The following is a 21,256-nucleotide window of genomic DNA, read 5'->3' as shown; positions in this document are numbered from 1 at the left end:
GCGCGTCTCTGCGATTTCAGGGGGTTGGGTGAATGCGCGCGTCAGCGCGCGGTCGCGGTCGCGTGGTTCAGCGTGCCGCAGCCGCGGCAGGTGGCCTGAACCGGAAAGCCCACGAGATACTCGTGCCCCCGCGCGAAGCGCAGGTGCATGCGGCCGTCCCGGCAGACGCCGAGCAGCTTGTCACAGCGCGTGCAGCGCCATTCCGAGTTGAGGGTGGTGGGCTTGGTGTTCGCGGCGCCGGACCAGCTCGTCGGGGCTGCCTGGCGCGGGGGGAAGGGAGTCGGCATGAAAAAGCTCCTCTATGTGGAGCCCTTCCAATAATCAGCGGTTTGTTAGACCGTCCTCCGTCGCATGTTAGACCGTTGTTAGACGGGTTCCTCGACCGGGGCTTCGGCTACGTCTTCGGCTGGCTGTGCTTCAACGAGAAGGCGCCAGTATCCCCGTTTCGCGCCCGCGCCGATGTAGACGTCGCGGATGCTGTCCCAGGTTTCCTTCCGGAAGGCCTGCTGCGGACTGCGCGACCCAAGTCCTTCCATCAGCTGCTTGACCTGGACATCGGGGCTGCCAGCCTTCTCGGCCGCGACCAGTCGTTCGAAGATCGTGATCTGATCCGCACCCGTCAGCGCGAGCGATGTCTTGCCAGGAATGTGCAACGTCGCCGATTGCGTGCCCGATCGAAGGACCTGCGGTGTCGCACCACCCCGCGCCAGAGAACGATTGGTTCGGTAGGCGAGTTCGAGCGCATCTCGGGAGAGAAGAAGATCGTCTGTGCCGGTTGAGATGCAACCAGAAACGGGGACGACGAGGTTCGGCCCCAGGTATCCGGGACCTTCAGTGCTGGCCGACAGCACGATTCCGACGCCTGCCGCGTTGCGCGCGCGCATCAGCTGGTCTAGGCGCGAAATCGTCTTGAGGTCGTGAAGGCGGCGGGCGAAGTAGATCGGAACATCGGCACCGTCGATCCGCATGGAGCCGAGCAGCGACAGGTCCGGATCCAGCACCTGCGCCGCGAGCTTGTTCAGCAACGGCTTCAAAAGCCCAACCACGGTTTCGTGCAACCACTCGCGGTTGATCTCGTACATCTCGAGATCCGATGTCGGCCTCAGGCCCCCATCCTTTCCGAAGGCTCCGACGACGCGCGACATGCCCTCGAGGCCGGATGGCTTGACCTCGGCTTCGCCGCCCATGTCGTCATCGTCGATGAGCACGATGTCTTGGCGCCCCCGGCGGTCGAGAAGACCACCCTGAATCATGCGATCCGGATCGAGACCGATTTCGCGCAAATGCTCTCCGCTGACAACGTCCTCGATCCGGTCGTGAAGCATGACCAGTTGCGGGAAGATCCCGCGAAGGTCGGTGGGCTCGATCTGCTTGAAGGCGCTGAGAATGCCCCAGGCGTCGAGAAGCGCGAACCCGAGATTGCGTTCATCGGGATCCTTGTTGCTCTGAAGGTTGCAGCTCTTCGAGCCGGAAATGGTAATGTTGAGCGTGCGCACCTTGTCGTCACCGATGCGATTGTAGCTGACGGCGATCCCCACGCGGCTGAAGCCATCGGCGCGGCGGAAGATGTTGTTGGGCTTCAGATAGCGGTCGGCGACCTCCTCGATGTCGTCGTCGGCCGCCACTTTGAGAAGAAGCTTCCGGCTCCATGAGCCAAGGCGGATTTCAGCCTCGAGGACACGAGCGTCCGTGATCTCGTAGCCAGAGATACGCGGCAGATCGAGCCGCAGCGAACTGCGGAATCGCGAAAGGTTGTAGCGCTTCCAGGTCAGCGGTTTCTGTGAAACGTCGTGCCCCAAGGCCTCCTCAGCGAATGACCCTGCAACGCCCTGCCGCACCACCGGGCTGTCCGCGCAGACCTCGATCTGTCGGATGGCGGGCGTGTAGATGAGAGTGGCCTCGTTCGGCGGGCGATAATAGATCGTGCCCCGGCGTCCGTCGTCACGATGGTCATGGACGCTCGACAGCGGCCCGCCATGGCGAACGATCAGCATGATCGAGGCTGGGTGCGCGGCAGTGGCGGGCAAATCCAGCGCTTTCACCGTGCAGGCGGTCTTGAGTTGCAGCACCGCCGTAATCTTCGCGGCCAGAGCTTTCTCGTCGATCGACCCTGAATTGAGGTTGACCGCCTTTTCCAGTTCCACCTCAAAGGCATCGTAAAGCTTGCCATAGTCCCTGAATTTTCGAGCGAAGTGGAAACTCTCGGCATCTTCGAATGTCTGGCGGGCATTCAGAAATGCCCAGATGCTCTTGCAGAGCGGATCGGGTTGCCGATCGAACTCGAGCGTTTGCTCATCGTCGAGTTGTTGTTCGGTGATTGCCGTGAGCGAATCGATACCCTTGCCTTCGGAGAGCGCCAGGACGCGGCGTGATCTCTGCTCGGCGGGCCGCAATTCGTCTGCATCGAATTTCGATAAGATCTGCAACAGGCTCTGCCGAAACCCGTGAGCCAATTCCTCGTCCGAGGGATCTGGAATATCTGTGGGCAGGCCGAAATCGGGCTCGTTGTCGCCCTCTCGCACCGCGAGGACGGCCCGGACGAGGTCAATGCGGGCATCCTCGATCAGGCTATGGATGTGCGGGCCAACCGGGGATGCCTTTCGCGCCATGAAACCACCTCAACGAATACATTCTCTTGATTGATTCAACTTCCGATAATCGTGGACAAAACTTCGCCCTGCAAGCCCAGATGTTCTCAACCTGTTCGCATCCAGGAATGTCGTGACGCCGTGATGTCCCGTCTCGATCAGCCGGATGGCTTTTGATCGGTAGCAACTCTACCGAACACGGCCGATCCCCGCATGAAACGCCCCAATCCGCTCCCGCCCGCTCAGATGACGCCCGCCGAACGCCGCACTGAGCTGTGTGGCCTGCTCGCCCTCGGCCTGGTCCGCCTGATGCGGCGAAATCGGGGCGAACCTTCTGACGATACTGGAGAAATTCGCCTACACTATCAGGCCGACCAGTGCCGTCATGCAACCCCGAACTCAACGGAGAAAACATGACGACTCACGACCCCATCCCCGCGCGCCTTGCCGCGTTGAAGACCACCCCGACGCCTGACCTGAAGAAGCAGTGGCGCGAGTTGTTCGACAGCGAGCCGCCGCCGTTCAACCGACGCTACCTCGAATCCCGCCTGGCCTACCGCATCCAGGAACTCGCCTATGGCGGGCTGAAGCCGGAGACCATCCGGCGTTTGGAGCGGCTGGGTGAGGAACTTGACGGTGGCGACAAGAAGAAGCGCGGACTGCGCCTCGACCGCGACCGCCCCATCACCGGCACGCGCCTCCTGCGTGAATGGCAGGGCGTCGAGTATGTCGTCACGGTCACCGCCGATGGCTTCGAATGGCAGGGACGCTCCTACAAGTCGCTGTCCGCCATCGCCCGCGCGATCACCGGCACGCGCTGGAACGGCTGGGTCTTTTTCGGCCTCAAGAACCACAGGGGGCGGACATGACGAAGCCGCCCGAAAAATCGAAGGTCGTCCGCAAGCTGCGGTGCGCCGTCTACACCCGTAAATCCTCCGAGGAAGGGCTGGAGCAGGAATTCAACAGCCTTCATGCCCAACGCGAAGCCTGCGAGGCGTACATCGCCAGCCAGCGTTCCGAGGGCTGGGTGCTGGTCCGCGATCAGTATGACGACGGCGGCATATCGGGCGGCACGCTGGAACGCCCCGGCCTGAAGCGACTGATGGCCGACATCGAGGACGGGCTGGTCGATGTGGTGGTGGTCTACAAGATCGACCGCCTCAGCCGGTCGCTGGCGGATTTCGCCAAGCTGGTCGAGGTGTTTGACCGGAACGGCGTGACCTTCGTCTCGGTCACGCAGTCCTTCAACACGACGACTTCCATGGGCCGACTGACGCTGAACATCCTGCTCTCCTTCGCGCAGTTCGAGCGCGAGGTGACGGCCGAGCGCATCCGCGACAAGGTCGCCGCCAGCCGCAAGAAGGGGATGTGGATGGGCGGGGTACCGCCTTTCGGCTATCGGGTGGAAAACCGGAAGCTGCTCGTCGACGAGGACACCGCCGCGCATGTGCGCTGGATCTTCGCCAGATTCATCGAGATCGGATCCTGCACGGAACTGGCGCGGGAGGTCGGCACATGCGGCATCCGCACGCCACGCGGCAACCGGATCGACAAGAAGTATCTCTACCGGATGCTCTCAAACCGTACGTACATCGGCGAGGCGGTCCACAGGGGCGACAGCTACCCCGGCGAGCACGATGCGATCATCGACGGTGAGACATGGGAACGGGTCCATTTGATCTTGCAAGAGAGTCCGCGCAAACGGGCGGCTCGGACCCGTGCCGAGACGCCCGCGCTGCTGAAGGGGCTGCTGTTCGGTCCCGATGGAGCCGCGTTCTCGCCGACACACACCCGCAAGGGCGGCAAACTCTACCGCTACTACGTCAGCCAGACGGTACTCAAGCACGGCGCGGGGGCGTGTCCCATCGGTCGCGTACCCGCAGGCGATATCGAGGCCGCAGCCATCGGCCAACTCCGCGCCGTGTTCCGCCAACCCGAGATCGTGGCTGGGACGTGGAAGGCGGCGCGAGCACACGACGAAGACATCACCGAATCTGACGCCCGCGCGGCCCTGCAGCAGCTCGACCCACTTTGGGATGAACTATTCCCCGCCGAACAGGCGCGCATCGTGGCGCTGCTGGTTGAACGGGTGGAGATAGGCACGGACGGGCTGAGCGTCCGGCTCCGCGTCGATGGGCTCGGCAGCCTGGCCCGCGAGATGCTGGCCGCCGGCATCGAGGCCGCATGACCCGCAGCACGCCGATCTCGGAGACTGTGACGCTCCATGTCCCGTTCCGCATCGTGAAACGCGGCGGGAAGAAAGAGATGCAGATGCCCGAATGCGCCACGCACTCGCAGCGGACTGACAACACGCTGGTCAAGGCGCTGGCCCGTGCGTTCCGATGGAAGCGGATGCTCGAGTCGGGCGAATACGCCACCATCGCGGAATTGGCCGAGCGCGAGGCGATTGCCTTCACCTACATGGCCCGTGTCTTGCGCCTTACGCTGCTTGCGCCCGACATCGTCGAAGCTATCCTCGAAGGGAAACAGAGCTCGGACGTCACGTTGAAGTGGTTCATGGAGCCATTTCCGTTGGAGTGGCGATCACAGATGGCGCTGCTTTCCTGAGTGCCCGCCAAATGAAATTCCCCTCGATACGGGGATTGCGTCAGCTTGGGTTTCAGATGACCCTGAGACAAATTGGGGATATTGGGGCGTATCATGTCGGGCATTTTCAGATGGTTATTTGGCGGATCTTCTGCCCGCGAGTCCAAGGCACTGGATACTGCGCGAGATGAGCCTTGCAGTAGGGCCGCTGCCGAGCCGCAGCCTGAGATCCTCCGGATGGCGGACCCTTCTCTGCCCGGGCAGCTCTATTTCGCGCAGCTCGAACGTTTCACCTCCTCGGTTTCCGCAAAGGACTATGTGACCGCGGCCGCAGCCGCGCGCGCAAGTCTACCGCTGCTGCGCGACTGGCTGAAAGATCCTCAAGGCGACGGGAAGCGGCTCGACATTCGGATTCCGGCCCTGTCGCACGGCGGAACGACGATGGCCATCGTCGGAGATCGGGACGGACTCTGCGAGTTGCGGGACCTGGTGCAGAGTTTCGACCATCTGCAAGCTTACCGAACCGAGGCGGAGGAACACTTCGTCGACCTCGACCTTTTCGACCGGCTCCGGGAAGCGATCCGCGCAAGTCCGGGCATCCTGCAAAGCCGGATCAAAACCGTGCTGGGCGTCGATGACGGGCGCCGCGCCAGTCGGCTCATCTCCTACCTCGAGAAGTCGGGAGAAGTCCGTCGCGCGAAGAGCGGAAAGACCTATGAGCTCTACCTCGCCGATGCCGAGATGCCCAAGGCCTCTGCCGCGACGATCTACAATGAACCAGCAAGGCCGGGATCGCACCGACGCGACCGAAGCGCCGGGCGTCCGCACGAACTCGACCCAAAGCGTGTGAACATCGTGCCGCTTCCGCCTTCGCCGAATGCGTGGGAGCGACCCGTCGAGCTGCCTGCCACCGAGGAAGCTTTTGCAGACCCTCAGGGGGGCTGGAGCGAAATTGTCGTCAAGACAATTGAAAAATCGGATCGACCGGATCCGGCCTTTCGCAAGCACTACAGCACGCGTGGCGGCGCACTGTCGTTCGACGATCTTGCGAAGTCAGAAGCCAGCCTGGGCGCTCCTGGAGCGGTGATGTTCAGCGACGCGAGCGGACGACCTGGGACACCGGTGCCCCTACACCGCGATGCCTACCACATCTCCGTTCATCCAGAGGGCGAGGGCTTCGCGCTGCGCTCGAAGAGCGGTGTGATGACCGTCTATCGTGGCGACCTCGCCATCGATTTCGAGACAGATCTAGAGGCCGCCCCAGAAGTCGCCGCCAACCGCGAACGCCTCGGCTTAGCAGAAAGCGAGGCACATCGCGCCCTGCGCTGTATAGCACTGACACCGGATCGAAACCGCTACCTCTTCACTCACGTCGACGAAGCGTGGTGCTTTAACCGGGAAGGAGAGCGCCTATGGGGGCTCAGGATGCCGGCGAAAGAGCCGACCCGCATCAGGGTGGGCGGCTCCAGCTTCGGGACCGCGGCGGAAATCGATCAAGCCCTACAGGTCATGGGTCTTCAGATGCCGGTCACGCCCGACGAGATCCGGAAGCGGTACCGGCAGCTCGTGCGTGAACTGCACCCTGACGTGAGTCCCGGAAACGAAGAGAGGATGAAGGCCGTGAATGTCGCATCTGAGCGGCTAACCGGCCTCGATCCTGAGCAGCTGGACGGAAGTGGAGGAGGTGAAGCCGGTTTTGAAATCGTGATCAGCTTTGGCCCCGCGGCCGAGGCTGACTGGATCTATGCCGCAGCCTTCTCCGGGACGGGAGAAACCGCTCTGCTCGGCACCTATGCCGGGCGGGTGGTGCGGGTGGACCGCAGCGGCTCGCCGACCACGATCTACGACGTGGGCTCCGTGCCTGTCCGCATCGTTGAGACCGAATCCTTCCTCTATGTGATGACCACGACGCGTCTCTATGTGCTCGACGGCGACCGCCTGATCGCGTTGCATGATTGTTCGCCAAAATGCGATCTGCTCGTCAGCGGAGGCATGGTCCTCCTGGTCGAAGGCAAGGGCGTTCGCGTCTTCACGGAAGATGGCCGGCCGCTGGGGATCGCCCTGACCAAGGCGCCCATCCGGCGGGCGTATGTCGACAATGGCGACGTCGTCGTGGAAACGCGGACGCAACGGGGGAGCTTCCGTGGGATCCGCGCGGTTCCGAAGAGACCCGGCGATCCGTTCCAGGCAATTCCCATGCGTCCATCGTGATGGCTGACCACGTAACTGCGGACCGCCGCTCGTACATAATGTCGATGGTCCGCCAGAAGGACACAAAGCCTGAACTCGCCCTGCGCCGCGCCCTTCACCGGCTCGGATATCGCTTCAGGCTCCATCGTCGCGATCTTCCGGGCAGCCCCGACATCGTGTTCCCGTCGCGGAAGAAGGTCGTGTTCGTGCATGGCTGCTTCTGGCATGGCCATGGCTGCAAGTGGGGCCAACTGCCGAAGTCTAGGCCGGAGTACTGGAAGCCGAAGATTGAAACAAACAGAGAACGTGATAAGAGAGCCTTAACTGAGTTGCGGGAAGCTGGATGGGAGCCGCTCGTTGTCTGGCAGTGCGAACTGAGGGACCTCGAAGGAGCCGTCGGCCGTGTGGAAGCCTTCCTGAGAAGCTAGGTTTCGCTGGTCAAGCGAGCGGCACACCGATATGTTGGGCGAAAACGTTGGAGGCGGCGGCATGGCAAGACCTATTGGAATCGATTTGTTCGCAGGCGCGGGCGGTATGAGCCTTGGCTTCGAGCAGGCCGGTTTCGATGTCGTTGCAGCTGTCGAGATCGATCCCGTTCATGCTGCGGTCCACAAGTTCAATTTCCCGGACTGCGCGGTCATCCCTCGATCGGTGACGGACGTCTCCGGCGAGGATATCCGCGCCGAGGCCGGGATTGGCGATCGGACGGTCGATGTCGTGTTCGGCGGAGCTCCATGTCAGGGGTTCTCATTGATCGGGCAGCGCGCTCTCGACGACCCGCGAAACGCGCTGGTGAAGGATTTCGTACGTTTGGTTCGCGAACTGGATTCGAACTACTTCGTTTTCGAGAACGTGAAGGGGCTAACTGTAGGCAAGCACCGTAAGTTTCTTTTCGAACTGATCGAGGAATTCGAAGAAATCGGCTACTCTGTTCAACGCGACTGGCGGGTTCTGAACGCGGCTGACTATGGCGTGCCGCAGGATCGTCAGCGCTTGATCTTGATGGGAGCAAAGAAGGGCCGCTCTCTTCCGGACTACCCCAAGGCAATCGCAGAACGCCCGACCTGTCAGGACGCTCTTGCCGATCTTCCAAACGCAGAGGAGTTCGAGCGCCTTCGAAATTCCGACTCCATCAAGACAGCGGCCTTCGGAAAGCCCAGCACCTACGCCGAGCCGCTGCGGGGCCTTGGCAACGACGCATGGGCGTATGGTCACCCTCGGAATTGGGATCCGAAGAAACTGACCTCCAGCGCTCGTACTGAACACACCGAGATTTCCCGTCGGCGCTTTCGCGAAACGGAACAGGGTCGCGTGGAACCGATCTCGCGTTTGTTCAAGCTGCCGGCCGACGGCGTTTCGAATACGCTGAGAGCGGGGACGGATTCTGCTCGTGGCGCGTTCACTAGCCCGAGACCGATTCACTACGCGTTCGACCGGTGCGTAACTGTGCGCGAAATGGCGCGCCTCCACGGCTTTCCAGACTGGTTTCGCTTCAACGTTACCAAATGGCATGGTGCTCGCCAGATCGGAAACTCAGTGCCACCCCCGCTGGCGCGTGCGGTAGCCAGCGTCGTTATCGCTGCGCTGGGGGTCCGCCCCACGCGACCGACCGAGGCTGTGGATCTCGGCGACGAAAAGCTCCTGAGTATGGGGAACACCGAGGCCGCTGCGTATTTCGATATCCAGAACCCTATCGGACGCCGCGACAAGAAGAGCGGTGCGCGAAAGCGGAAACAGGAAGAGATCGAGGCTTCATATGCCCTTCACAGGGGGGCGCAACTCGTAGATGGCGTCGCTGGCTAGGGTCAATTCCTCCAGCGCCGACACTTCCGACCGCTTCACGGCAGTGAACTCGGTCAGGTAGAACCCGACGCCTTTGATCGTCCGCAAACCGATGGGAACGACCGTGTCCACCTCCGCTTCCGCGAAGGCGGCACGGACTTGGTTGATAATCTGACTCTGAATAAGCGGGTCCTTGGCCTGCTTCGCTTCGCAGGTGACCAGAACGGATTCCGGGCGTTGCGGATCGCCGGTCTTGCCAAGAAAGAGGGCGTCGATTTCAGTCGAGCGCAGCTTGATCCCCATTTGAAGATGGGCAAGTTCGAGCAATGGAAACGCGGCTGCCACCGCGAAATGGGTCTCCACAACACGCAGGTTGATCGCAGTTTGAACCAACCAGGTTTCGTCGGAACGCCCCAGCGACTTGGTAACGAGCGGAATACTAATCGACTGGACTGGATACCGCGGCGCATCTTCGCGAACTCCGAACGCATCGGGGAACGGCTCGGTCTGTCCTGGTCGGTAGGGTATGAACTCGAAGCACTCTCCGTCGCCGGTCCGCTGGACCGCGGCGAAGCGTTTGGCCGCGACCGAGGTCGGCCAGTTGCTGGAGGCATTTGCGCCGCGCAGCAGATCTTTCATGAAATTCGCAGGATTTCGGTCGCTGAGCGTCGAGCCGTAAAGATCGTTGCACTCGCGAATGGCCTGCGCGACGTCGTCCAAGCTCATAAGGCTCTTGTCCAGAGCGCCCGTCGAAGCGTTCCAGTACTTGCCAAACAGGTGCTCCACGACCTTTGTTTTCTGCGAGCGTGCCAATCGACCTCTTCCCACTTGGAACTCAAGCACTTATCGCCCAAGCGTAAGCATCCAATCAATCCCAATCCGTAGAAGAAAACTGCGAAGCACTTCGATTCCCTGCTAGATCTTCCACTGAAGTCTTCGATCCGAGCTGCTTGTCCAACCGCTACTGCTCGAACGAGGCAAAATTCGGCAGGTATCGGTAGAGCTTCGCGTAGTGTTTTCCGTCCGCCTCTGGGATTGGGCCCAAGTCCAGTTGCCCAGAATCGTGACAGGGAAGGCTGCGGTCCAGGTGGCGCATTTCTCGGGGCGTGAGCATCGGAACCTTAACCCGCAAGGCTTCGTCACCATCGCGAAAGAAAGGTAGGGTACGAAAGCCAGCAGCCTCGAAATGACCGTTTTGGCCATGGTCGACAAACACCCCGACAATAGTCGTCATCTTTGCACCATCGGCGTATTCGAAAGCGCTGATTTGATTAAAGCGCAGGACTTGCCCGGGATTGCGCCCTGCGTTAACGGAATGAAGCCCTGCGTCGATCTCGTCGCGAATTATCCGTCGAGATGTTTTGGAAAGCGACCATCCGCGCAGACCCGCTGGTTCAAGGTCTTGTGGTGTGCGAGCATCGCCGAAACAATCGCGAAATCCCTGAGCGGATGTAATCTCCAGCGGTTCCTCCAAATGAGGTCGCTTGTCCACAAGGCCTTCAGCCTGCACAGAGACGGCCAGAACCGTCCCGCTGGTTGCACGCGTCGCAACTGTTCTGACGTCGTCCAGAATCCCTGGGTTGAGCGGGTCATCGTAGTCGAGCCACACTATGGAACGATGCGCCCAATCCAGTCCTGGCAAGACATCTGCCGCAGACCCCATCATGAGTCGAATGCCTTTATACGGCTTGTTGAATTCAAATCGGGCCTTATGTGCCTGCTCTTTTTCGATGGAAATGACATCTTCGACGCCAAGGGCTTTGTGGAATAGAATGCAATCCGAAAACCAAATTGAGCCAAAACCGATGTAGCGATAGCTTTCAAGTGAAGCGAAGACTTTTAATCTTGAGAATATTTCGCTGAGCATTTTTCTCTCGGCGAATTTCGCTGGCCGTAGCGAATAGTCAATAATCCTATAGCTGGCGGTCATTGATCTTCACCACCCTGCTCTTCGAAAATGATATCGAAAGTCTTTTCTCCAACCGCTTTCGCCGAAGTGACGCCCAACGCGGTCATAAGGCTCTGAATCTTTGTCTCCTCTCTCGAGTACTGTATTTTGATCGTCTTGGGCCCAGGCACTTGGGGAGTTCGGTTCCAAGAGAACGTCGCCGGGCCCCGAAACTTCTCGACTTCCTTCGCTAACGTCTCCTTGTTGAGCGCGACCAACAAGGGCGACGCTTTCGCGCCATATTCCTCAATGCTGTTGTCAAGAGCGTTCAAGAAATTGATGACCGTTCGAGTGTGATCCAGCATCTTGGGGAAGGTCAGTTGCCAAACCGTAGTGGACGCATCGAGACCGGTTTTGGTCGTGTTCCATGGGAGCTTTTTTGAATCGCGGCAACTGAAGAAAACAGCACCACGAAATCGGGCGTATTGGTTGTGGTATTTGGGTATTCCGTCCTTCTGTTCGGCAACGGAGTTCCATCCGGTTGACTCGGATCTATCCGCTGAAAGGATCACCCGGCCATTGCAGATTACATACCAGCCAGCGGCTGTAGGAGAGGACTCCGAGATACCTGCGACGATACGGACGTTTACGGGTGCATCGGTGTCATCATCGACGGCAAACTCCTCGATTGCTGGATTAAACTGACCGCCTGACCGAATGCGAAGGTCCGTGTTAGTCAAGTGCAAACCGCCGAAATCTATTGCCAGGCCAAAAGCCAGAAACTGCCGCTGGTGTGAGCGGATCATCTCGGAGAGCTGGCGCTTGAAGTGCTCAGATGCAAACTGACGCGAGACCTCCGGCCGCAGGCGCTTAACTATGATTCTTGTCCCTACTTCGGCGTCTGCAAATTGACCCTCTTCAACATTCGCGAAGTCAAAATACCAGTTTCCCTCGTCCCGTTCCCAGGTGTCTACATCGACATGCATCGACCATCTTTGTTTGGTGGTGGTGGAATGCACTTCGAAATAGCGTCCGAATTTGAACAGGGCGCGCTTCATTCCAACGCCGAATTGGCCTATCGAATAGTCGGTGGACGCTGCTTTTTCGGGCCTGCCGAACCGGAAGGCATAATTCCGAGCGGTTTCCACATCGAAGCCGCCACAATTGTCTGCAATCTCAAACCCGTCCCCGTCCAAGTGGACCGAAACGTTAAGCCCGTGAAAATCGGGCTCTTCTCCGGGGCGCATGCGTTTCGCGCCATCAATACAATTGTCGACCAAGTCAAGTACGGCACGCTCCAAGGGGATATCCCGAACCAGCATGTCGACAAAGAATGCCTTTGTCGGCATCGCATCAATGTGCAGTTCTTCGTTCGGCATAGGAATACGGCTCATGTTCTGGTTGATCGCTTCACTTCGGTTTTCACCGTGATGCTGTTCTATTCCTGCGTCAAGGAGCGTGGGCTCCGCTTGCTTCCTGAGGCCTTAGCAATATCCATTGAGCGAGGAGACCCTTGCGATCTGCAAGTCCCGACCAGTAGTTCGCCCCCGGTTCCTTCCCGTCGAACGCCTCTGGCATCGAAGTGTTCAGGTGTTGGGAGGAACTGTCCCTATGCTTTCAACTGGTTACGGGCTCTACACCGAATGCGCGCAGTCGAGAGGTCCGGAGAATATCGGGCTCAAGAGAATGTGTCCGGCTGCTGTGCTGAGGACGCCAGTGCTCAGCCTCACCCGCATAACCCTAGAAAACAACGGAAAAACCCGGCCGCAGCCGGATCGAGAGAAAGCTTTCGCGAGGGCAAGTGGCGGAGGAGGTGGGATTCGAACCCACGGTACGCTTTCACGCACGCCGGTTTTCAAGACCGGTGCAATCGACCACTCTGCCACTCCTCCGGATAGCGGGAAGAGTTACGATAGCGGGCGCGATTCGGAAAGCGCCCTCCGGCCGATTTTGGGCCGATCGGAACCGGCCTGCTTTTCTTGCCCTGATCGTGAGGGTATCATCCCCGAAAATCAGGCGAGCAGAGCGGCACGCACACCGCAAAAGGAAAACCATGACCTTCATAGCCCCTTCCCGATTTTTCTCCTTCCTGCTGGCCGGGCTGATGGCCTGCCTCATTGCGGCCCCGCCCGCCCGCGCGGCTTTCGAAACCCGTGCCGGTGCCGCCTACGTGCTGGACCTGACAACTGACAGCACTCTCCTGGTCAAGAACGCAGACACACCTTTGCCACCGGCATCGATGTCGAAACTGATGACCCTCAACATGTTGTTCGAAGCCCTTCGCGACGGACGCGTGCGGCTCGATACCCGGTTCTCGGTGTCGTCGCGCGCAAAAGCAATGGGCGGTTCGACCATGTTTCTCACCGAAGCCGATCGCCCCACGGTGGAGGACCTCATCAAGGGTATTATCGTGCAATCGGGCAATGACGCCTGCGTTGCCGTGGCCGAAGGGCTGGCCGGGACCGAAGATGCCTTCTCCCGGTTGATGAATGAACGCGCCGCGGCCCTGGGGATGACGAACTCCACCTTCGCCAATGCCTCGGGCTGGCCGGATCCGAACCACCGCATGAGCATGAAGGATCTCGCGACTCTGGCCAGCAGGCTGATAACCGAGTTCCCGGAATATTATGACTATTTTGCCCTGAAAGAATTCGGCTACGACGGGCGCGCGCCTCAGAATCGCTTTAACCGCAACCCGCTTCTGTCCCTTGACATCGGCGCGGATGGCCTGAAAACCGGCCATACTCAGGAGGCCGGCTACGGGCTGGTCGGCTCCGCCATACAGGGCAACCGGCGGATCGTTTTCGTGCTGACCGGCCTCAGCAGCCCGACCGAGCGCGCGGAGGAAGCCGAACGTATCGTCAACTGGGCCTTCCGTCAGTTTGCGCGGAAAACCGTTGCCCTGAAAGGGACACAGCTTGCCGAGGCCAAGGTCTGGATGGGTGCATCCCGCCGGGTCGGCCTGACCGTGGCGGAGGATGTGGAAATTCTCGTTCCTGCCCTGCTGCGCGGGGAAATCGCCGCCGAGGCCGTCTTTCAGACCCCGCTGCGCGCCCCGATCAAGGCAGGCGATGAATTGGGCGCGCTGGTCTTCGACCTTCCGGGAATCGCGGAAAAATCCGTACCGCTGATCGCCGCGAAAGACGTGCCGCGGGGGGGGGTCATCCCGCATCTGCGCACAGCGGCCGAAGCTCTTCTTGGGCGGGCCGCCATGGCGGTGCAAGGCCTGTGAGGGGGGCGGAACGGGGGCTGTTCGTCACGCTCGAAGGCATCGACGGCACCGGCAAATCCACGCAATCCATGGCACTGGCTCGGGCCCTGCGCGAGATGGGGCGCGAGGTTCTCCTGACCCGCGAGCCCGGCGGCAGCACGGGCGCGGAGGAAATCCGGCGCCTGCTGCTGGAAGGCCCCCCCGACCGATGGTCCGCGGAAACGGAGATCTTGCTTTTCACCGCTGCCCGGCGCGACCACATGGAAAAAACCATCCAACCCGCGCTTGAAGCCGGCCGGATTGTGGTATGTGACCGCTTCGCCGATTCCACCCGCGTCTATCAGGGCATCACGCGGGGGGATCTTCGCGGCAAGGTCGATGCCTTGCACGACCTTATGATCGGGCGGGACCCCGACCTGACCTTCGTGCTCGACATGCCGCCGGACAAGGGGCTGGCCCGCGCACGGGCCCGCAACAACGGGGAGGAACGTTTCGAGGATTTCGGACTCGGGATGCAGGAAAGGATGCGCACCGGGTTCCTGGAACTTGCGCAGACCCTGCCCCATCGCTGCCGTGTGATCGATGCGAACCGCGCCCCCGACATCATCGCGGCCGACATTTTTCGCCTTGTCCGCCGGGCACTGCCATGACCGACCGGATCGAAGAACCGGACCGTATCGAAGGGGCCCCCCATCCGCGCGAAACCGCACGCCTGTTTGGCCAGGACACGGCGGAAGCCGCCTTTCTCGACGCCTTCACCACCGGCCGGATACATCATGCCTGGCTGCTGACCGGCCCGCGCGGCGTGGGCAAGGCAACGCTGGCATGGCGAATCGCACGGTTTCTTCTGGCACAACCCGAAGGTATTCCGCAGACACTCGCCCTGCCCCCGGACCACCCCGTGGCGCGCCGCGTGGCCGCCCTGTCGGAGCCCGGCCTGTTCCTTTTGCGCCGGACCTGGGATGAGAAGGCCCGCCCGCAGCGTCTCAAGGCTGTCATCACCGTGGACGAGGTGCGCAAACTGAAAGAATTCTTCGCCCTTGCGGCCACCGATGGCGGGCCGCGCGTGGTTCTTGTGGACTGCGTCGACGAGATGAACCCAAACGCCGCCAACGCATTGCTGAAGCTGCTGGAGGAGCCCCCGGCCAAGGCCACCTTGCTTTTGATCAGCCACCAGCCCGCACGGTTGCTGCCGACCATCCGCTCCCGCTGTCGGGAATTGCGCCTGCCTGCGCTGCCCCCCGACGCCATGGCGCTGGCGCTGGAACAGGCGGGCACGGCGCCCGGCAAAGACGCCGCCGCCCTTGCAGCCTTGTCGGGCGGGTCCGTGGGGGAGGCGATCCGGCTGGCAAATCTCGGCGGTCTGGAGCTTTACGCCGAGATCGTCGCCTTGATGGGGGGAATTCCGAAACTGGACCGTGCCCGCGCGATCAAACTGGCGCAAACCCTCGCCGCACGTGAGGCACAGGCCCGGTTCGATCTGTTCCTCGGGCTGGTAGATCTGTTCCTGGCCCGCACCGCGCGCACCGGCATTGCCGGCCCTCCCACACCGGAGGCCACACCGGGGGAGGCCGCGCTGCTCACCCGCCTTTGCCCCAACCCGGATATTGCGCGCCACTGGGCCGAATCCGCGCAGACGCTGGGCATACGGGCACGGCAGGGGCGGGCCGTGAACCTTGACCCTGCGGCGCTCATCCTTGATACCGTGCTCAGAATGGACGAAACGGCGGCCAAGTGTGTCGCCTGAGGCGAGCATATGACCGACCAGACCCCCGAGATCACCGACAGCCATTGTCACCTCGATTTTCCCGATTTCAGCCACGACTTGCCCAACGTCGTCACACGCGCGCAACAGGCGGGCGTGACACGCATGGTAACCATCTGCACGAAGTTGAAGTCAGAGCCGCAGGTACGGGCCATCGCCGAGGCGTTCGACCCCGTTTTCTACGCTGCCGGCACCCACCCGATGAGCGCCGCCGAAGAACCGATGGCGACCGTGGAGGATCTGGCCGCCCTCGCCCGGCATCCGAAATTCGTGGGTATCGGGGAAACGGGGCTGGACTATCACTACACCGCCGACTCGGCGCAAATACAGCAGGACAGCCTGCGCATCCACATTGCCGCGGCACGGGAAACGGGCCTCCCGCTGATCGTCCACGCGCGCGCCGCAGATGAGGACATGGCCCGCATCCTGCGGGAAGAATACCGAAACGGGGCTTACGGCTGCGTGATGCACTGCTTCAGTTCCGGCCCCGCCCTCGCCCGCGCGGCGCTGGAGCTTGACTTCTACCTGTCGATGTCGGGGATCGCGGCCTTCCCCCGCTCACAGGATCTGCGCGATATCTTTGCCATCGCGCCGCTGGACCGTATCCTGCTGGAGACCGACGCCCCCTACCTTGCGCCGCCGCCCCATCGCGGCAAACGCAACGAACCCGCGCATACCGTTCATACCGGCCATGTCGGTGCGGATGTGTTCGGGCTGGACTATGCCGATTTTGCCGCCCGTACGCAGGCCAATTTCGACCGGCTGTTCACCAAGGCCGCACGCTGGAGGAACGCGGCGTGACCAACCGATTCCGCTTTACCATTCTTGGCTGCGGATCCTCCGGGGGCGTGCCGCGGCTGGGCGGCCACTGGGGCGAATGCGATCCAGAAAACCCAAGAAACCGCCGCCTGCGTTGCTCGATGCTTGTCGAGCGGGACGGGCAGGACGGCACCACACGCGTGCTGATCGACACCACCCCGGACCTGCGCGCCCAGCTTCTGAAAGCCGGCATCGGAGAGGTGGACGCCGTCATCTATACCCACGCCCATGCCGACCATGTGCACGGCATCGACGACCTGCGCCAGATCGTGTTCAACACCCGCCGCCGCCTGCCCGTCTGGGCCGATGGGGCGACGCAGGATGCGCTTTACTCCCGGTTCGGCTACGCTTTCGTGCAGCCCAAAGGGTCCCCTTATCCGCCGATTCTCGAAATGCATACGATCGATGGCCCGGTCACGATCGAGGGCTCCGGCGGAGCGGTAACGCTGATGCCCGTGCGGGTAAATCACGGCGCGATCGACGCGCTGGGCTTTCGCATCGGAGACCTGGCCTATATCCCCGATGTTTCGGAGATGTACGAGGAAAGCTGGCCCATTCTGGGGGGGCTGAAAATTCTGGTAATCGACGCCCTGCGCCGCACGCCCCACCCGACGCATCTGCACCTGGAAAAGACCCTCGCCTGGATTGAAAGGCTTGCCCCCGAACAAGCCGTGCTCACAAACATGCATATCGATCTGGATTACGCCACGATCGCCGCCGAAACGCCGGCCCATGTCCTGCCGGCCCATGACGGCCTGGTTCTGAGCCTGACCCCCTGATGCAGATCCTGGTCGAAGTCATCCTGCCGGTTTTTCTGGTTCTGGGCTTCGGTTATGCCGCTGCATGGCGGGGCCTTGTGCCCGACGACGCCATCGACGGCCTGATGCGCTTTACCCAGAACTTCGCTATCCCGTGCCTTCTGTTTCAGGCGATTTCAACCCTCGACCTTGACCAGAACTTCGACTGGCGGCTGCTGACCAGCTTTTACACAGGTGCGCTGACCGGGTTTTGTGTTGCGCTCTTTGGGGCGCGGATCCTGTTCGGGCGCAGCCTGGAAGATGCGGTCGCCATCGGGTTCATCGGACTTTTCTCGAATGCGCTGCTGCTTGGATTGCCGATCACCGAACGCGCCTACGGCGCCGGCGCACTCGAACCCAACTACGCCATCATCGCGATCCATTCGCCGTTTTGCTACTGCATTGGAATTACGGCAATGGAGATCGTGCGCGCCCGCGGACGCGGTGTGCTGCGCACCTCTGGGGCTGTCTTGCGGGCCATGTTCCGGAACGCGCTGATCATCGGTATCGCGCTGGGCCTGGTGGTAAATCTTTCCGGCCTGTCGATGCCCGTGCCAATCATGGACGCGGTGGGCCTGATGGCACGCGCGGCGCTGCCTGCGGCGCTGTTCGGGCTGGGCGGTGTCTTGCTGCGCTACCGGCCCGAGGGCGACCTTCGGGTCATTCTGTGGGCCTGTGCGGCATCTCTGGTGCTGCATCCCGGCATTGCATGGATGATGGGCGGCGCGCTTGGGCTGGGCACGGGGCAACTCCGGTCGGCCGTTCTGACCGCGTCCATGGCGCCGGGGATCAATGCCTATGTCTTCGCCAACATGTACGGAGCGGCGAAACGGGTCGCGGCCTCTTCTGTTCTGATCGGCACGGCGGCATCGATCCTGACAATCTGGGTCTGGCTGGCGATCCTGCCTTAGCCGGGGCTCATCCCGCGCAGTTTTTCCGACCGGCGGCGCAGAACCTCGACCATAGTCAGCAGCGCGATGGAAATGACCACCAGGAGCGTCGCCACTGCCAGAATCGTCGGGCTGATCTGTTCGCGCAGGCCCGTGAACATCTGCCACGGCAGAGTCTGCTGGTTGGCCGAACCGACGAACAGCACCACCACGACCTCGTCGAACGAGGTGATGAAGGCAAACAGCGCCCCCGAAATGACCCCGGGCAGGATCAGCGGCATCTGCACCTTGAAAAAGGTTGTCACCGGATCGGCCCCCAGGCTGGCGGAAGCCCTGGTCAGCGAATGGTCGAACCCCACAAGCGTCGCTGTGACGGTGATGATCACAAAAGGAATACCCAGCGCCGCATGGGCCAGCACGACACCAAGATAGGTGCCCTGCAACCTGATATCGGAATAGAAGAAATACATTCCCGCCGCCGAGATGATCAGCGGCACGATCATCGGTGAAATCAGGATTGCCATGATCGCCCGGCGGAACGGTACATGCGGCTGGCTCAGCCCGATCGCGGCCAGCGTCCCAAGAGACACCGCCAGAAGTGTCGCCACCGGTGCGATTCTCAGAGAGTTGCGGAGCGCCTGCTGCCAGTCCGGGTTGGTAAAGAAATCCTGGTAGTGCTTGAGCGAATACGCATCGGCGTCCAGGGCCAGCATGCCCGGGGTGAAGGTAAAGAAATTCTCGGCGTTGAAGCTGAGCGGGATAATCACGAGGATCGGCGCGATCAGGAAAAAAAAGATCAGCCCGCACAGTAGCTTGAAGCCATAGTGCCAGATACGTTGCCCGAGGGTGGCATAAGGGGGTAGTTCCATGGGGGCTCCTCTCTTATCCCAGGCTGACGTTGTCGATACCCACGAGCCTGTCATAGACCCAGTACAGGATCAGTACGGCCGCCAGCAGGATACTGCCCAGCGCCGCCGCAAGCCCCCAGTTGAGCGAACTGGAAATATGGTAGGCAATCCGGTTCGAAATGAAGACGCCCTTCGTCCCTCCCACAAGTTCGGGAGTGATGTAATAACCGATGGCGAGAATGAACACGAGGATGCACCCTGCCCCGATCCCCGGAACCGATTGCGGAAAATAGACCCGCCAGAAAGCCGTCCAGTTGGTGGCGCCCAGCGATTTCGCCGCCCGCACATAGGTCGGCGGAATGGTCTTCATGACCGAGTAAAGAGGCAGGATCATGAACGGCAGCAGGATATGCGTCATGGCAATGATGGTGCCGGTCTGGTTGTTGATCATCACAAGCCGTCCGGCGTCGCTGATCAGGCCGCTCCAGACGAGCACGTCATTGATGACCCCCTGCTGTTGCAGCAATACTTTCCAGGACGAGGTGCGCACCAGAAGCGAGGTCCAGAACGGCAAAAGCACGAGGATCAGCAGCAGGTTCGAGGTGCGCAACGGCAGGTTGGACAGCAAGTAGGCGATGGGATAGCCCAGCAGCACACAGCTGCCCATGATGATCATGCTCATGATCAGCGTCCGCTTGAAAAGCATGATATAGATCCGTTCGTCCTCGGGCTGCGGGGCCACCCCATCGGGTGTCTTGCGCAAATCGACGGAGTTGAGGAAATACCCGCTGGTATAATCGCCCGAAAAGGCCTGAATCGTGGCCCAGACCTGCGGATCGGCCCAACCCTCATCCGCAGTCAGGAACTCCTCACGGAAGGTCGTGACCGGGAAGTCCGGCAAGGCGGCCTTCGCTTCGCTCAGCAAGGCGGCCTGCGGGCCGGAATAGGACTCCAGAACAGCCTGGTCCGTCTGGCGCAGATCGCGCACAAGCGCCGCATAGACCGGTGCCCAAGGGCGTTCTTCGGAAAGGTCGTCCCCTTCATCCCTCACCAGACGAGCAAAGCTCTGATAAAGGTCCGAGGTTTCGGGTAACAGTTCCGCCGCCGCGCCAGGGCGTGCGCGTTCGTCCGGCGCGGTCATCAGCGAAACCCATGTTCCGGGCGATTTCCAGGCCGGGTTCAGGCCGGTCAGGGCATCCTGGTAGGCTTCCCCGAAATCGTCGACCCGGCGCCCGGTCTTGCGAAAGATCGAGGAGATCCCCGTATATTCGTAATTCAGCCGGGTCCCCAGCCGGGTATGCAGCTTGCGCTCGGCCGCAATGACAAGATCATAGGCCATCGCGGCGAAGATGTCCTCGTCCGGCGGGATCCCCGCGCTCTGGTCCCAACCCTGCAAGGCCTTGGTCGCGCGCGGCAACGTGTCGGGCACGATCTCGTTCTCGACGGAACGAAACAGCATCGAACCGATCGGCGCGATGAAGGTGATCAGTATGAAAATCAGCAACGGCGCGATCAGAGCCAGCGCACGCATCTTTTCGGCGCGCAAGGCCCGCCGCAGGCTGTGTTTCAGCGGACGGCCATCAGCGGCCAGGACCGGGCCATCTTTGCTCATGCGCCTTCCACCAAGATGATGACGCTTTCCGCCGAGGCCCGCCGGATCGCGGCGACCTCCTGGTATCCGGGGTCGTTGTAGGCGGCCCGGGCGGTTGCGTAATCGGGAAACTCGATGACCACATGGCGTTTATGGGCCGCCCCCTCCGCCACCTCCGCCTGTCCGCCACGCACGATGAACCGTCCGCCCAACCGGGTCAGGATGGGCGTGTCGCGGCGGATATACTCGGCATAGGCCTCAGGGTCATTCACGGTAATATGGCCGATAATGTAGCCCTTGGGCATGGGTCACCTCCTTTTGGACGCCGGGCGCGCGAACG

General features: G+C 61.4%; 19 protein-coding genes, 1 tRNA gene and 1 pseudogene. 12 read left to right on the top strand and 9 right to left on the bottom strand.

All coding sequences use genetic code 11. From position 1 onward, the window contains the following. Positions 1–41: 41 nt before the first annotated feature. The gene (locus C8N32_RS14830; RefSeq protein WP_146159666.1) at positions 42–287 is read right to left on the bottom strand and encodes a hypothetical protein; all 246 of its coding nucleotides are present in this window, start codon (positions 285–287) and stop codon (positions 42–44) included. Positions 288–365: 78 nt separating this feature from the next. Next, positions 366–2,609, bottom strand: coding sequence for a hypothetical protein (locus C8N32_RS01455; RefSeq protein ID WP_107890684.1), 2,244 nt, complete (start codon positions 2,607–2,609; stop codon positions 366–368). Positions 2,610–3,001: 392 nt separating this feature from the next. On the opposite strand from C8N32_RS01455, the gene C8N32_RS01445 reads away from it, so the two are divergent. From C8N32_RS01445 to C8N32_RS01420, 6 genes are all read left to right on the top strand, one after another. After that, positions 3,002–3,457 carry a DUF2924 domain-containing protein gene (locus C8N32_RS01445; protein ID WP_107890682.1) on the top strand — a complete coding sequence of 152 codons (456 nt, stop codon included), beginning with the start codon at positions 3,002–3,004 and terminating at the stop codon, positions 3,455–3,457. Continuing rightward, entirely contained in the window at positions 3,454–4,776 is a 1,323-nt protein-coding gene (locus tag C8N32_RS01440) for a recombinase family protein (RefSeq protein ID WP_107890681.1), read from the top strand. The genes C8N32_RS01445 and C8N32_RS01440 overlap by 4 nt, the downstream gene beginning before the upstream one ends. Continuing rightward, positions 4,773–5,156, top strand: a complete 384-nt coding sequence (locus C8N32_RS01435) for a hypothetical protein (RefSeq protein ID WP_107890680.1) — start codon at positions 4,773–4,775, stop codon at positions 5,154–5,156. Before C8N32_RS01440 ends, C8N32_RS01435 begins: the two co-directional genes overlap by 4 nt. A gap of 216 nt (positions 5,157–5,372) precedes the next feature. Beyond that, positions 5,373–7,346 (top strand): J domain-containing protein, encoded by a 1,974-nt coding sequence (locus C8N32_RS01430; protein WP_242509481.1) that lies wholly within the window; start codon positions 5,373–5,375, stop codon positions 7,344–7,346. Next, complete coding sequence (locus C8N32_RS01425; RefSeq protein WP_107890678.1) at positions 7,346–7,753, top strand: very short patch repair endonuclease; 408 nt, start codon at positions 7,346–7,348, stop codon at positions 7,751–7,753. Before C8N32_RS01430 ends, C8N32_RS01425 begins: the two co-directional genes overlap by 1 nt. A 61-nt stretch (positions 7,754–7,814) precedes the next feature. Further along, positions 7,815–9,128 carry a DNA cytosine methyltransferase gene (locus C8N32_RS01420; RefSeq protein ID WP_170106704.1) on the top strand — a complete coding sequence of 438 codons (1,314 nt, stop codon included), beginning with the start codon at positions 7,815–7,817 and terminating at the stop codon, positions 9,126–9,128. Here the strand turns inward: C8N32_RS01420 and C8N32_RS01415 are convergent. From C8N32_RS01415 to C8N32_RS01400, 4 genes are all read right to left on the bottom strand, one after another. After that, entirely contained in the window at positions 9,078–9,920 is an 843-nt protein-coding gene (locus C8N32_RS01415; RefSeq protein WP_242509480.1) for a hypothetical protein, read from the bottom strand. The two genes, C8N32_RS01420 and C8N32_RS01415, sit on opposite strands and share 51 nt — an antisense overlap. Positions 9,921–10,068: 148 nt before the next feature. Next, positions 10,069–11,037: an O-methyltransferase gene (locus C8N32_RS01410; RefSeq protein WP_107890677.1), complete on the bottom strand. Its 969-nt coding sequence runs from the start codon at positions 11,035–11,037 to the stop codon at positions 10,069–10,071. After that, the gene (locus C8N32_RS01405; protein ID WP_107890676.1) at positions 11,034–12,389 is read right to left on the bottom strand and encodes an ATP-binding protein; all 1,356 of its coding nucleotides are present in this window, start codon (positions 12,387–12,389) and stop codon (positions 11,034–11,036) included. Before C8N32_RS01405 ends, C8N32_RS01410 begins: the two co-directional genes overlap by 4 nt. Before the next feature lie 408 nt (positions 12,390–12,797). Next, a tRNA-Ser gene (locus C8N32_RS01400) sits at positions 12,798–12,887 on the bottom strand. A gap of 161 nt (positions 12,888–13,048) precedes the next feature. Between C8N32_RS01400 and C8N32_RS01395 the strand changes: the two genes are divergently transcribed. The 6 genes from C8N32_RS01395 to C8N32_RS01370 are packed head-to-tail and all read left to right on the top strand — an operon-like array spanning position 13,049 to position 18,498. Beyond that, positions 13,049–14,227 (top strand): D-alanyl-D-alanine carboxypeptidase family protein, encoded by a 1,179-nt coding sequence (locus C8N32_RS01395; RefSeq protein WP_107890675.1) that lies wholly within the window; start codon positions 13,049–13,051, stop codon positions 14,225–14,227. Further along, on the top strand, positions 14,224–14,856 hold the full coding sequence (gene tmk, locus C8N32_RS01390; RefSeq protein ID WP_280523223.1) for a dTMP kinase: 633 nt from the start codon (positions 14,224–14,226) through the stop codon (positions 14,854–14,856). The genes C8N32_RS01395 and tmk overlap by 4 nt, the downstream gene beginning before the upstream one ends. Beyond that, positions 14,853–15,953 (top strand): DNA polymerase III subunit delta', encoded by a 1,101-nt coding sequence (locus tag C8N32_RS01385; RefSeq protein WP_107890674.1) that lies wholly within the window; start codon positions 14,853–14,855, stop codon positions 15,951–15,953. The genes tmk and C8N32_RS01385 overlap by 4 nt, the downstream gene beginning before the upstream one ends. 9 nt (positions 15,954–15,962) lie before the next feature. Then, positions 15,963–16,772, top strand: a complete 810-nt coding sequence (locus tag C8N32_RS01380; protein WP_107890673.1) for a TatD family hydrolase — start codon at positions 15,963–15,965, stop codon at positions 16,770–16,772. Further along, positions 16,769–17,569 (top strand): MBL fold metallo-hydrolase, encoded by an 801-nt coding sequence (locus C8N32_RS01375; RefSeq protein ID WP_107890672.1) that lies wholly within the window; start codon positions 16,769–16,771, stop codon positions 17,567–17,569. The genes C8N32_RS01380 and C8N32_RS01375 overlap by 4 nt, the downstream gene beginning before the upstream one ends. Further along, positions 17,569–18,498 (top strand): AEC family transporter, encoded by a 930-nt coding sequence (locus tag C8N32_RS01370; RefSeq protein WP_107890671.1) that lies wholly within the window; start codon positions 17,569–17,571, stop codon positions 18,496–18,498. The genes C8N32_RS01375 and C8N32_RS01370 overlap by 1 nt, the downstream gene beginning before the upstream one ends. Here the strand turns inward: C8N32_RS01370 and C8N32_RS01365 are convergent. The 3 genes and pseudogenes from C8N32_RS01365 to C8N32_RS01355 form a co-directional block, all read right to left on the bottom strand. Beyond that, positions 18,495–19,340 (bottom strand): annotated as a pseudogene (locus C8N32_RS01365) (ABC transporter permease); the annotation flags it as partial. The gene C8N32_RS01370 and the pseudogene C8N32_RS01365 overlap by 4 nt on opposite strands. 19 nt (positions 19,341–19,359) lie before the next feature. Further along, positions 19,360–20,937 carry an ABC transporter permease gene (locus C8N32_RS01360; protein ID WP_107890669.1) on the bottom strand — a complete coding sequence of 526 codons (1,578 nt, stop codon included), beginning with the start codon at positions 20,935–20,937 and terminating at the stop codon, positions 19,360–19,362. Beyond that, a complete protein-coding gene (locus C8N32_RS01355; protein WP_107890668.1) occupies positions 20,934–21,221 on the bottom strand; it encodes a DUF1330 domain-containing protein in 288 nt (95 codons plus the stop codon). Before C8N32_RS01355 ends, C8N32_RS01360 begins: the two co-directional genes overlap by 4 nt. Positions 21,222–21,256: the final 35 nt, after the last annotated feature.

The organism is Rhodovulum imhoffii (genome assembly GCF_003046545.1).
GTDB lineage: Bacteria > Pseudomonadota > Alphaproteobacteria > Rhodobacterales > Rhodobacteraceae > Rhodovulum > Rhodovulum imhoffii.
Note: the sequence above shows the minus strand (reverse complement) of the source record. Positions and strands in the feature narration are given on the sequence as shown.